This is a genomic window from Streptococcus oralis (assembly GCF_003943395.1).
Taxonomy (GTDB): domain Bacteria; phylum Bacillota; class Bacilli; order Lactobacillales; family Streptococcaceae; genus Streptococcus; species Streptococcus oralis_BF.
Genome location: NZ_RJPJ01000011.1, coordinates 1 through 12,643, shown reverse-complemented (window position 1 = coordinate 12,643; position 12,643 = coordinate 1). Strand labels below are relative to the sequence as shown.

Genomic DNA, 12,643 nt, shown 5'->3' with positions numbered 1-12,643 from the left:
TATATTTGGAGGTGCCTATGTTTCACTTATTATTTACAAAAATTGACAGTATTTCTACCAGCGAGTTAGAAGCTAAACTCAAGGAACCGATTCAGCTACTAGATGTTCGGACGCCTACGGAATTCCATAGAGGTCATATTAAAAATGCCAAGAATGTCCCTCTATCCGAAATCGGGTCTTATACACCTGCGACAAAAGAAACACTTTATGTCATTTGTCACTCTGGTGTACGAAGCAAACTAGCTGCGAAAAAGCTTAAGAAAAAAGGCTACGATGTCATCAATGTCCGAGGCGGTATGAGCGCTTGGACAGGCAAGGTCATATAGAACTAAAAGGGAGAAATCAATGAAGATTATCGTTGTTGGAGGAGTTGCAGGCGGTATGTCAGCAGCGACTCGTCTCAGACGCCTCATGGAAGATGCTGACATTACTATTTTTGAAAAAGGACCCTTTGTTTCCTTTGCCAATTGCGGACTTCCTTACTATGTTTCAGGAGAAATTGCCAATCGTGATAGTTTATTGGTCCAAACTCCTGAAAGTCTCAAAGCACGCTTTAATCTCGATGTGCGACCATTTCACGAGGTCATCCAGATTTCGCCAGCAGAACACACTGTAACAGTGCGACACGATGGACAGGAATTCACAGAAATCTATGACAAGTTGATCCTCTCCCCAGGAGCTAAACCATTTGTTCCTACCATTGAAGGCTTGGCAGAAGCTAAGAACGCCTACACGCTCCGCAATGTTCCCGATCTTGATGAAATTATGGCAGCCTTGGACAATCATCCAAAAGAAGCTGTCGTTATCGGTGCAGGCTTTATCGGGCTTGAAATGGCTGAAAATTTGGCCAAACGTGGATTGCAAGTTACTATCGTTGAGAAAGCACCCCATGTCTTGCCACCATTAGATCAAGAAATGGCAGCCTTTGTCCAAGCAGAATTGCTGGCAAACGGTATTCGCGTTATTACTTCTCAGTCTGCGACTCGATTTGAAGACCAAGGAAAAGTCATCGTTCTCGAAAACGGTCAAAAGATTACTTCTGACCTCACCATCCTTTCTGTCGGTGTTGAACCTGAAAATGGACTGGCGAAAGCTGCGGGGATTGAACTGGGACTTCGTGGTGGAATCTTGGTCGATGAACATTACGAAACCAGTCAAAAAGATATTTTTGCAGTTGGGGATGCTATCGTCGTCAAGCAAGAGATTACGGGCCAAGACGCTCTCATCTCTCTCGCTTCTCCTGCCAATCGACAAGGGCGCCAAGTGGCGGACATCATCGCAGGACTCGGGCGTACAAACAAGGGCAGTATCGGCACTGCTATCGTTCGTGCCTTTGATATGACAGCTGCTTCGACTGGTCTCAGCGAGCGTATCCTTAGCATGAATCAACTTCCTTACAAGGCCCTTCATGTCAGCGGGAAAGATCATGCTGGTTATTATCCTGGCGCTACTGATATGACCTTGAAGCTCCTCTTTGACCCAACCACTGGAAAAATCTATGGTGCCCAAGGAGTTGGGAAGAAAGGTGTTGACAAGCGAATCGATATCCTGGCAACTGCTATCAAGGGAAATCTCACCGTCTTTGACTTACCAGAATTGGAGTTCACCTATGCGCCACCATTTGGCTCTGCCAAGGATCCCGTCAATATGCTGGGCTACGCAGCCTTGAACCTTATCGAAGGTCTCAGCGACAATATTCAATGGTACCAGCTCGAAGACGAACTAGCTAAGGGCAAGAAGTTCCTAGATGTACGGACAAGTGGCGAATTCCAAAGTGGCCGACTCAAAGTCGACACCATTCACATCCCCCTAAACGAACTACGGGAACGCTTGAATGAACTAGACAAAAACCAAGCCTACATCGTTAGCTGCCACAGTGGTTTGCGCAGCTATATCGCAGAGCGTATCCTCAAACAAGCAGGATTTACCGTCCAAAACCTTGACGGCGCTTATTCACTATACAAAATGGCTAACCCAGAAGGAGTAGAATATGGTAACTAATATCAGCATGGCTGACTTTTATGAAAAATATCAAAATGAAAATCTAGATCTTATCGATGTCCGTGAAGTACATGAATTCCAAGCAGGACATGCACCAGGTGCCAAAAATCTTCCATTAAGTACCTTGGAGCAAGGCTACAAAGAACTCAAACCTGACCATGAATACCATATCATCTGCCAAGGAGGAGTGCGTTCTGCCTCTGCCTGTCAATTTCTCAGCGCCCAAGGGCTCACCGTTACCAATGTAGAAGGTGGTATGAATGCTTGGCCTGGTCAAGTAGAATAAATAAAAGAGGCTGGGACAAAGAGATTTTGATTTTAGGAATTCTTTATTATAAATTTTTAAAATCGATAGATTAGACAAAAAAGCGAACAAGACGGAATTCTGAGTGTCAGAAAACTCGTTTTGTTCGCTTTTTATATTTAAGGTTAGACTTTTGTCCCAAACTCTTTTTCGTTTTTACAACTCAATGATATGAGCTTCATAACCAATAGCTTCTAGGAACTTGAGTATGTCTGTCGTGTCCAAGAAAAGCGTTTTTTCATTGGTATTAGGGTGAAAAGTCATCCGTTTTTCCGACATGATTTCTTTATCGAAATAAACTTGAATGTCCTTGTCAGTATTGTTGAGCAAGCCAAATGGAGATACTGCACCTGCTGGTAACATCATTTTTTCAAACAGACTATCAGAGGAAGCCATACGGATTCTATTGGCTCCTACCAAATCCTTCAACAAGTCCATATCCAAACGTTTTTTGTCATCCATAATCACGAGATAATAGGCTGTTTTCTTTTTGTTGGTGAGAAACATGGTTTTGGTACGGACACCTTCGATTCCCTCGATAAAACTATCTGCCTGCTCCGTCGTTAAGGCTGGCTCATGCTCCACGATTTCAAAGGGAATATCTAGTCCATTTAGCATTTCTACTACTTTTTCGTATGCTTCCATCTTCTAGCCTCCTTTAACTTGTCTTACTACCTTTAATTATACAACAAAAACGGGTTTTCTTCCGATTTATATCCAAGCATCTCTAGGTTTCTTTCATTTTCATACAAGTTATCTTAGACGGAGCCCCAACTGTTAGGATGGGCATGATTTCCAGCCAGCAAGCCCATCTTTTCTTTCCACCGCATAGCCACAAAGTATATCCGCAACTTGTCCGATGGATGCGTCTAGTTTAAATGCTTCAGCTAGGGAAATGAGGCGTGCATCCTCTCCAGTGTGGTCTTCTGAACACAAAAATTGCCACATGCCATCCTCTTCATCGTGGGAGATAAAGATGATCGGATTTTTCCCAGCCAAGACATGGTAACAAACTATACAGGCTGTGTTGGGTGCATCCTTAAATGCAAAAATCATCTTGAGCTCCCTACTTGAAATACACTAGCCATTACATATTTTTTGCATGGCCGAAACGCTGATTGATTATGTGACTCAAGGTGACTAATTTTTCCAGAATATCCCTCTTGCAGATAAAGAGGACATAGCTATCGCTGTCAATGTCCATACAAGCAAGACAGAAATCGTGTCCAGCCCATCTTTCGTCCAAAACTTTACACCAAGTAGGGATGTCACCATCCTCGTCGAACCAATTCTCCTCAAAATCAAGAGTTTGCTTAGCTGCCAGAGGCGTTAATTGGTACAGAAATTCGTCCTTATCTGTCTTCCAGTCTAACTCAATGACTGCATCCACAGCAAGCAGTTCATCAGCAATAGCAAGCCATTTTATCGTAGCTTCATCGACTTCTTCGCCTATGCCCCGCTCGTCGTATCTATCTGCATACTGCTTGAAATAGGCTTTCGGTGATTCAAAACAGGAGGTCAAACGAGATCGTACCTCACTATCATCTGTTAGCAATTGGGTTATTTCCTGATAGATTAAGATATTTTTCTGCTCATTTGTCCGCATATCTAGTACAATTTCCCAGTCTTCTAGCTCTGATGTGACTCTGTTCTCCAAATATGCCCGAAGCATGTCTTGAGTTTCTTTCTTGCTCAGCCCATTTTTTTCGTAGATTACATTCTCGTCGATCCGTTCGGCATCGGCAACACTGATCTCAAAATGAAAACCGTCCGAATCTTCATCCTGACAAACCTGTACAAAATCCGATACATGCTGACTCCCCTTTAGTTTAACTGGTTGCTGAGGTATTAAAATGAGAAAATCCCTATCACCATCTTGGACAGCTGCCAGTTGCTGCCATACTTCCTCAAGTTCAAAGCCATTTTGTTCCTTCTCACCATCATCTAGCACCCAATCCGCAAAGATTCTTCCTGAAATGCTCGCAAAATCTGCTCCCTCATCTCCATCTAGATAAGGCTGATCACTTGTAACAGGGGGCATCACTTTGACTACCTTTTCAGCTTCTTTTTGAATCCAACCTTGTCTAAAGAAATGGGCAACAACGCTAGGCAAAATCAAGACAGGCAGACAAATAAGAGTCCCTGCAAGTGCGAGACCCTTATATCGATTTTTTGTGGGACTCCCTTCTGATAACTGATTTAGAAAGTCCGCTACTTGATTAAAAAGTTCGCCCCCAGTGACCCAGAATAGGAACAAACATTCCACACCAAGTAGGCCAAGCCATATAAGCGCCATTCGTTTCGCTACCTGACTACAGATCTCCATTTTAGTTTGCATAGGAATGGCTTCTGCTTCAGGAATATTCTGAAACCATTTTTCTGCTCGTTCTTCTTTTGTCATCTTTCCCACCTGTGATCTACTTTCTTATCTTGTTCTATCACATAGAGAACTACTATTTTCGTTTGATTAGGTACTGAACAGCCTTTTCTAAGCGTTCTTTTTGAGCCTCAGGGTCGTCTAGGGGTTGGTTGATGCAGGCTGTGAGATTCTCGGTAATGATCATCTCAATCACGCGCTCCACACTCGAACGAACCGCTGTTAACTGGGTAATGATATCTGCACAATCACGCTCTTCTTCGATCATCTTTTGAATTCCACGCAACTGCCCCTCTGAACGTTTCAGGCGTGTAATATACTTTGAGTTTGTCATCTTCTTATCCTTGGTCGATTTTTCTTCATTATATCTCTAATGGACTCCTTTGTCAAAATTCTCGTTCCCTCTTTATCAATAGAATCTCACCCTGCTATCGCTTTCATGGTATAATAGAATGACAAATACTATTAGAATCTATGCTCGTAGCAATACGAGTCATTCTTAGAATGGACCAGCCTATGAACTCTATCTATGGCCCTTGCGAAGTCTACTTACCCACTATCTTGCAGACCTTTATTCAAGATATGGAAGAAGCCGCAGCTAATTACAAAAAAGAAACCTCCCTCAAACTATATGAGCATTTGCATGCGCGTATCAAAACCGAGGAAAGTATGCGTGAAAAATGCCAACGCAAAGGCCTTCCTCAGACAAGTCAATCCGCTCTTAAAGAAATTCGTGATGCTATCGGTGTTCGGATCATCACAGGCTTTACAGATGATATCTACCGCATCGTAAAGTATATTCGCCAGATGCCAAGCATCCATATTTTCAAAGAGAAAGACTATATCCGTCAGGTCAAACCCAACGGCTACCGCTCCTATCATCTGATCCTCGAAGTAACCACTCCTTACCCAGACTGTCTGGGAAATGCCCAAGGTACCTACTTTATCGAGATCCAGCTACGCACGATTGCTATGGACTCTTGGGCCAGCCTTGAGCACCAGATGAAGTACAAGAAAAACATCCAAAATCCTGAACGAATCACGCGCGAGCTCAAACGTTGTGCCGATGAGCTTGCTTCATGCGACTTGACCATGCAGACCATCCGTGATTTGATTCAGCGATCTGACCAAGACTAAGGAGAACCTATGAAAATCCTACTTGCCGAAGATGAAACTCAACTAAATCGCGTCATCACCGTTGCTTTAGAACGCGAAGGCTATAGCGTTGATTCTGTTTTTAATGGACAAGATGCTGTCGAAAAGGCTAAATCTAACCACTATCACCTCATGATTTTTGACATCATGATGCCAATTAAAACTGGAATCGAAGCCCTCAAAGAAATCCGCCAGTTGGGCAATACGACCCACATCATCATGCTGACAGCCATGGCTGAAGTAGATGATCGTGTAACCGGACTCGATGCAGGTGCCGACGACTACTTGACCAAACCCTTCTCTCTCAAGGAACTTCTGGCTAGGCTCCGTTCTACTGCCCGCCGTCTGGAGGACTATACCCCAGATACGGTCCAATTAGGAAATACTCGCTTGGATATTAACGAACAAGAATTAGCTGCTACAAACAGCATTCGTTTAGGGAAAAAGGAGACTCAACTCTTGACCCTCCTCATTCAGCATGCTAACTAGACCCTCAGTTGTCAACAACTACTAGAGCAAGTCTGGCCAGATGAGCTGGAAGAAAGGGATCGCGAGCTCGTTTTTCTCTATATTTCCTATCTCCGCCAAAAGCTTCAAAGTGTTCAGTCCAACTTGCAAATCTTAGGATCTGCAGAAGGGCCTTTCCAACTGACAGGAGGTGACTAGATGTTTCGAAAACTTCGTATCAAGTTCATTGTCACAGCCACTGCTGCTATTGCTCTGATTCTCGCTTTCTTTCTAGTCTTGATGAATAGCATCGTCTATACTCAGACAGAGGATAATATCCAAACCGTCCTCTCCATCTTGTCTAAAAATGAAGGCGAACTCCCAATCACAGATGAAATCAAGGAAAGTTTCACCAAAAAGAACATTCAGGAAGGAATTATCTACAATTTTCAGTATTTCTCTGTCAGAGAAAAGGGGAATGACTACACTATTTCTCTAGGGAATGTCCAATCCTTAACTGAGGCCGAAGTCAAAAGTTTTCTTCCAAACATCCTCAAAAAGCAAGAAACTTATGGTTCTATTACTCATAAGGGACGCTATTTTACCTACCAAGTGAGCCAATCTACGACTGGGAAACTACTGGTCTTCTTTGAGACAACTAACTATATCCGCGAACGCGACACCCTACTTCAGGTCTCTATCTGGCTGGCCTTGGCTAGCTTACTCCTCCTTATACTGCTCTTCACCTTGATTTCAGGGATTGTCATTCGTCCTTTTATCAAAAACTATGAAAAACAACGGATGTTTATCACCAATGCAGGACATGAACTCAAAACGCCTCTAGCCATCATTTCGGCCAATACCGAGCTACAGGAATTAATGGAGGGAGAGACTGAGTGGAGTATCAGCACTAAAGAACAGACGGAACGACTCAACCACCTGATTGGAAGACTGATCCGACTTGCTCGGCTCGAGGAGCAAGAGGATATCAAATTAGTTCCTCAAAATATCTCCGTCATCGCTGAAAAGGTTGCCTCAGATTTTGCTCCTCTCTTTACCAAAGAAGATAAAAAATTTGAAAGTTCTATTGAAGCAGACGTTGTAGAAAAAGTAGCCCAAGAAGAATTTTATGAGCTTCTTAGCATCCTTCTTGACAATGCCCGAAAATACTGCGATCCCGCTGGAACAATTCGCTTGACACTACAACGCAAAAATTACCTACTACGCAAACGAACCTGCATCACTATTTCTAATGATTACAAGGATGGACAAGCAGCTAATATTAAGCGTTTCTTTGAGCGCTTTTATCGTGCGGAGACCTCTCATAACAACCAAACCATATCTGGACACGGAATTGGCCTCTCCATGGCTCAGCATCTCGTCAGCCTATTTAGAGGTAAAATATTTGTCACCTATAAAAAGCAGGTGATTACCTTTACCATCTGGTTGTAAACGTGGAGAGTCTGATCGGAGTTCATTCAATTACAACATAAGGAGACGCCAATGGAATTTTTAGTAGTTGAGGAGGGTATTCCTCAAAGCATCGGTTGCGAAGAGGCAACGATAGCATATTATGGGAGTGAGATAGAATTTCATTATGAAACCGTGCCACCACGTGGAGATGATATTTTTTCTGCAAAATTGCCTTTATTAGATATTCAACTTCCATTTTGGATGTATGGAAGAAATCTCATATTTTTAGATGCCTATTATTTGCTTGCAGAAACAGTGGAAAAGGGCACTTGGGATCCTATAACAAGCATGCTTATCAATATCCATACAGGAAAATATGCAAGTTTGGACCACTGGTACAACAACATTTCGGTTAAGGAAAAAGAAATCGAGTTAAAAAATGACTACGATGGAAGATCTATGATTTTAAAAGATGTTGATGGGCTTAAGTGGGTTTAGAAACGTAAAATGCAAATGTTAGTTTTATATCAAAGGAGAAGAACAATGGCCAAAAAAAGAGTGACCTTACCTAAAAATTTTGATGAACTGATTACAGCAAGAGATATTGAAGCTCTTAAAGCCGTATATGATAAATGTGAGCTTACTGCTCATGACGGCAGATACAGCTTAAATACGGCACTTCATTTTGGAGGTGTTCCTGATGAGCTTGTTATCTGGCTGGTGGAACAGGGTTTAGATGTAAATACTCCTGATTATTATGGGCGTACACCATTATATACACATGCCACTTTGGGGAGAGATACTGTAAAACTGCTATATGAATTAGGCGGAGATATACAAAAAACTGATACATACGGGAGTACACCTCTACATACGGCAGCAAGGTTTTTCCGACCTAAGATAGTCAGTTTTTTGATTGAAAAAGGTGCAGATGTTAATGCAAAAAATGTTATGGGGCGAACTCCACTAGCTGAAGTCCTTGCTACTTGTAGGCAGATTAATATTGCACAGGTAGCAGAAATTGCAGAAATGCTCATAAAGGCGGGCGCTGAGGTAACTCCTGATATGGCAGAAAGAGTCGAACTAATCGGAAAGGATTTTGAATTTCACAGAGAAAACTTTAATAAAGATTACTTGACTGAAACAGAAGCAGGGCTTGAGAGACTCTATGAACTGTTTGATGTAAAGCCTGCTCCGAAACGCAAGATACATGACGGAGTTTCTCCTATTATTGTAGAAGATGGTCCTTGGCAAAAGCAATACGATGAACTTTGGGAGATGTTGATTCCTTCAAGCGGACCTGCGAAAACAGTACAAGGCGAAGTGATCCGTATAACAGGGCGCGTACAGGATGAGCTCTATAGAAATGGCGGTGTCAACTGGGATAAAGACTACCGGAACATGCTTAAAGACCTGCCAAATCATTTCGCTTCAGGTACACCGCTTTCCGAAGAAGAACTGGAAGAAACTAAGGAACTGATCTCCAGCATCCGTGCAAAAGGCAGTGATGAAGATACTATAACTGAACGTTTGTGTGAACTTTCGGTTCTCTGGGTAGGCTTAAATCCTGATCCGCTTCCTTTAGAGGAAATAAATTATAACAGATGAATACATACTCTGTAGGAGACTTAAAATAGTCAAATTAAAAGATATAGGAAATTTTAAATCTATTCCACAAATTGTAGGTGATATTATAAAGGGGAATATACCCGCACTAGATGAGTATTTTTCAAAGGGATGGAGTATTGTGACAGCTGTTTCCTGATGCTGGATTTTGATCCGAATACAGAGGGAAAAGAAGGGCAGATTATCGGCTATATCCATGATCCTGATGAAGTTGTGTATGTGGCAGAAAATCTTAAAGACCTAATTTTTTCGATCATTAGGGAAATAAAAGCATAGAATGAATGTATTTGTAGGAAAAATGATCATGAGTACACAAATCTCTAACTCAGAAAGCACCGACCTAAAATAAAAGATTTAGAAAGGAACTGTTTATGGAAGAAATGAAAGCTTCACAAGAATGGTTACAGAAATACCAAGAAATAAAACATCTGCTCACTTCGTCTATCAATTATGCAGACTGTTTTGATAGGAAAGAAATACAGGACACGGAAGTTTTTGTTTTGGATATGGGGGAAGTAACTTTTCCTAGCGGAGAAATTCTGGTCCGAGATCCTTTGGTCTGGCTCCGTAGAGAGGAAAAGCCCTACTTACAGTCTGTACCCAAAGGGACCTATAGACTAAAAACTTTAGTGGCCAAGATAGAAGAAGACCATTACAGGTATGTAGCAACGAGAATCCAATTTACAGATCAAGTGCCAGTCATCTACTATGAAGCACTGACTGGTGATGAAGATATAGACACTGTTGAAAAAGACTCTTATTTTGGATTTGCAGTTGACGCAGGTCTGGCAACGATAGTGGACGTTGGCACCAAGAATGCCTACTGCGATTTTGAAGAGAGTTGGTATAAAGAAAATCCTGACAAAAATATCTACGACGATTTCTTTGCAGCAGTTTTTGCTCAAAATGCCATAGACAATCCCCTTTATCAACGTGAGGGCGGAGATTGGATTAATTTTAAAATTCCCAACACTGACCTAAGCATTCCGATGATCCAATCAGGTTTTGGAGATGGTGTCTATCCTGTGTACTTTGGCTATGATAAGGATAATCAGCTTTGTGATTTAGTTGTCGAATATATTTACCTAGGATAGAGAGGTGTAACCATGTCACTAGAAAAAGTCTATGATTATTTTCATCATTATGATTCTGGCACCTACCAAGTTGTAGCCTGCATGGGAAACGAACCCTCCGAAGAGGATATAGAAGATTTTGAAAAACTGTATCAAATCAGTCTTCCAAACGACTTTAGAGAGTTTACCATGTCACCCCTAGGCGGACTCTATATGGAAGTTAGGGAGGAACTGTGGCCAAGAGCCAAAGCATTTGATGTCGCCCCGTTTTGGACATTCTGTCGTGGTATTAAAGTCTATGGTATTGCAAATGAGATACCTGATTTTCTAGACATTCGACTGAAGACCAAAGAATTACATGAACTAGGCTTTGTAGATTATATCCCTTTTCTGTCTATCATCGGTGATGGAGATGTGATTTTCTGCTTTGATAAAAATAATCACATTGTCGCCTTAGATTGGTATAGTAGTGGAGAGGCTGAAGAACTCGATAGTGACTTTTCAGATCTTTTGCTCAAGCAAATCCAAGAACTGGAGGAGCGTAAAAACAGAATGTTAGAGAGAATCGAGAAACAGAAAAAAGGAAAATAAGCCATGTATTAGCCAAACTGCCTCTGATGTCAACGAAGACAACTCAAAAGAGCTGGAAACCAGCTCTTCTTTTTATTTTACAACAAGCTCGTAGCGAGTTTTGCTGGTAAAGGTTTGACCTGCTTTGAGAATGACTTGGTCTTTGAAGTCACTGTGAATGGCATCTGGTAAAGCCTGCGCTTCAAGGGCAATCCCATTGTGCTGTACCATTGGCTGTCCTCCGATGAGCACACTCTCATCCACAAAGTTTGCTGTGTAGACCACAAAGCAAGGGGCCTCTGTCTTGAAAAGTAGGAAACGACCTGAGTTTTGGTCATAAAGGAAACCAGCATTGTCATGACCGGCAGGAAGAGCAAATGGGTGATCCAAACCAGATACCAACTGGATTTGCTCATCATCCTCTGCAAAGATGTCCTTCAACAAAGCACCATTGTAGATGTGTTTAACCACATCACGATTAGCATCTGGAGTCTTAGCTGGAACACCGTCTGGAGCAATTGGGTAAATGCACTCCGTATTTAGCTGGAAGACATGGCGGTCAATTGTCTGCGTGAAATCACCAGACAAGTTGAAGTAGCTATGATTAGTTGGATTGACCAAGGTATCTTGGTCCGTTATCACCTTATAGCTGATTTCGTAAGCACCACTTTCTTCCAAATGATAGCTGGTCCATATCTTGAGATTGCCAGGGAATCCTCCTGTCCCATCTGTACGCTCTGTGTAGAGGGTCAAGCCATGGTCGCTCACCTCGATCAATTCAAACAAACTTGAATCCCAACCTGTTGAACCACTGTGGTTACAGTTGCTGGCATTGTTGACTTCAAGATTATAGGTCTGGCCATTGAGCTCAAATGTCGCACCTGCAATACGGCCCGCTACAGGACCTACACTTGCTCCATGCTTGGGACTATTGCCTACATAGCTATCAAAATCATCAAAGCCCAAAATCACATTGGCAAAGTTTCCAGCCTTGTCAGGTGTGACATAGCGCAAGATGGTCGCACCATAAGTCATGATTTCTAGTTGATAGCCACTGTCCGTCTCAAAGCGATAGGCTAAGACATCCTTGCCCTCATGATTTCCAAATACACGCTCTGTGTATGCTTTCATTCTTCTCTCCTTTGATCCATTTCTCTTAAGTAAACAAACCATAGAGAGCCTATTCACCATCTATGGTTGTAGTTTTTATTTTCAGAATCCTTTGTCAGAAAACCTTAAGTATCTTCTTAACAAAAGGGGATTCTTCTATATTTGTTTTATGCTTCCACACGTTCAGTCCATGAAGTCGCTGTAGTTTTGAGAACTTTGTTGAGTTCGTCAATGTTTTCAAATCCAGTTGTGCGTAGCCATTCACGAGCTGCTACCTCACCGTCTTTGATGTAAGCTTCAACTGATCCAGCCCAGGTTGCACGGCCACAAAGAACACCATTGAAGTTTGCGCCTGATTCGTGGGCAAAGACAAGGGTTTCTTGGAAGAGTTTAGCCGACACTCCCGCACTCAAGTAGATGTATGGAAGATTCGTTGCTTCATCTTGTGCTTTGAAGAAAGCTGCTGCTTCTTCACGTGTATGCACGATTTCACCTTCGCCAAAACCTTCAACGTATTTGACATTGACTGGAACTTCCACTTTCAAGACATCGATGTTGAAGCGTCGT

15 protein-coding genes and 2 pseudogenes are annotated in these 12,643 nt (G+C 42.3%); 11 read left to right on the top strand and 6 right to left on the bottom strand.

Features of this window, described 5'->3' with window-relative positions; genetic code table 11:
* Positions 1-17: 17 nt before the first annotated feature.
* From D8802_RS08540 to D8802_RS08530, 3 genes are read left to right on the top strand one after another with little or no spacing between them, the layout of a single operon-like run.
* A complete protein-coding gene (locus D8802_RS08540) occupies positions 18-326 on the top strand; it encodes a rhodanese-like domain-containing protein (protein WP_125395524.1) in 309 nt (102 codons plus the stop codon).
* 19 nt (positions 327-345) lie between these two features.
* Positions 346-2,001 carry an FAD-dependent oxidoreductase gene (locus tag D8802_RS08535; RefSeq protein WP_125395523.1) on the top strand — a complete coding sequence of 552 codons (1,656 nt, stop codon included), beginning with the start codon at positions 346-348 and terminating at the stop codon, positions 1,999-2,001.
* Positions 1,991-2,287, top strand: coding sequence for a rhodanese-like domain-containing protein (locus tag D8802_RS08530; protein ID WP_125395522.1), 297 nt, complete (start codon positions 1,991-1,993; stop codon positions 2,285-2,287). The genes D8802_RS08535 and D8802_RS08530 overlap by 11 nt, the downstream gene beginning before the upstream one ends.
* A 174-nt stretch (positions 2,288-2,461) precedes the next feature.
* Here the strand turns inward: D8802_RS08530 and D8802_RS08525 are convergent, their stop codons facing one another.
* From D8802_RS08525 to D8802_RS08510, 4 genes are all read right to left on the bottom strand, one after another.
* Positions 2,462-2,950 carry a prolyl-tRNA synthetase associated domain-containing protein gene (locus tag D8802_RS08525; protein ID WP_125395521.1) on the bottom strand — a complete coding sequence of 163 codons (489 nt, stop codon included), beginning with the start codon at positions 2,948-2,950 and terminating at the stop codon, positions 2,462-2,464.
* Positions 2,951-3,082: 132 nt separating this feature from the next.
* Positions 3,083-3,361 carry a hypothetical protein gene (locus D8802_RS08520; protein ID WP_125395520.1) on the bottom strand — a complete coding sequence of 93 codons (279 nt, stop codon included), beginning with the start codon at positions 3,359-3,361 and terminating at the stop codon, positions 3,083-3,085.
* Positions 3,362-3,392: 31 nt separating this feature from the next.
* Entirely contained in the window at positions 3,393-4,706 is a 1,314-nt protein-coding gene (locus D8802_RS08515) for a DUF6630 family protein (RefSeq protein ID WP_125395519.1), read from the bottom strand.
* Between the two features lie 52 nt (positions 4,707-4,758).
* A complete protein-coding gene (locus D8802_RS08510) occupies positions 4,759-5,016 on the bottom strand; it encodes a metal-sensitive transcriptional regulator (RefSeq protein ID WP_000185163.1) in 258 nt (85 codons plus the stop codon).
* 182 nt (positions 5,017-5,198) lie between these two features.
* Here D8802_RS08510 and D8802_RS08505 point away from each other — a divergent pair, with 182 nt between their 5' ends.
* The 8 genes and pseudogenes from D8802_RS08505 to D8802_RS08465 all read left to right on the top strand — a co-directional run bounded on the left by D8802_RS08505 (position 5,199) and on the right by D8802_RS08465 (position 10,987).
* Positions 5,199-5,819, top strand: coding sequence for a GTP pyrophosphokinase (locus D8802_RS08505; protein ID WP_125395572.1), 621 nt, complete (start codon positions 5,199-5,201; stop codon positions 5,817-5,819).
* Positions 5,820-5,828: 9 nt separating this feature from the next.
* Positions 5,829-6,503 (top strand): annotated as a pseudogene (locus D8802_RS08500) (response regulator transcription factor).
* Complete coding sequence (locus D8802_RS08495) at positions 6,504-7,736, top strand: sensor histidine kinase (RefSeq protein ID WP_125395518.1); 1,233 nt, start codon at positions 6,504-6,506, stop codon at positions 7,734-7,736.
* A 51-nt stretch (positions 7,737-7,787) separates the two neighbouring features.
* Positions 7,788-8,195 carry a hypothetical protein gene (locus tag D8802_RS08490; RefSeq protein WP_125395517.1) on the top strand — a complete coding sequence of 136 codons (408 nt, stop codon included), beginning with the start codon at positions 7,788-7,790 and terminating at the stop codon, positions 8,193-8,195.
* A gap of 45 nt (positions 8,196-8,240) precedes the next feature.
* A complete protein-coding gene (locus D8802_RS08485; RefSeq protein ID WP_125395516.1) occupies positions 8,241-9,305 on the top strand; it encodes an ankyrin repeat domain-containing protein in 1,065 nt (354 codons plus the stop codon).
* Positions 9,306-9,437: 132 nt separating this feature from the next.
* Positions 9,438-9,599 (top strand): annotated as a pseudogene (locus D8802_RS08475) (SMI1/KNR4 family protein); the annotation flags it as partial.
* A gap of 95 nt (positions 9,600-9,694) precedes the next feature.
* The gene (locus D8802_RS08470; RefSeq protein WP_125395515.1) at positions 9,695-10,417 is read left to right on the top strand and encodes a DUF4241 domain-containing protein; all 723 of its coding nucleotides are present in this window, start codon (positions 9,695-9,697) and stop codon (positions 10,415-10,417) included.
* 12 nt (positions 10,418-10,429) lie between these two features.
* Positions 10,430-10,987, top strand: coding sequence for an SMI1/KNR4 family protein (locus D8802_RS08465; RefSeq protein WP_125395514.1), 558 nt, complete (start codon positions 10,430-10,432; stop codon positions 10,985-10,987).
* A 72-nt stretch (positions 10,988-11,059) separates the two neighbouring features.
* Here the strand turns inward: D8802_RS08465 and D8802_RS08460 are convergent, their stop codons facing one another.
* Both D8802_RS08460 and D8802_RS08455 read right to left on the bottom strand, forming a co-directional pair.
* A complete protein-coding gene (locus D8802_RS08460; RefSeq protein ID WP_125395513.1) occupies positions 11,060-12,097 on the bottom strand; it encodes an aldose epimerase family protein in 1,038 nt (345 codons plus the stop codon).
* A 146-nt stretch (positions 12,098-12,243) separates the two neighbouring features.
* A partial coding sequence (locus D8802_RS08455; RefSeq protein WP_472725598.1) for a beta/alpha barrel domain-containing protein occupies positions 12,244-12,643 on the bottom strand: 400 nt, incomplete at its 5' end.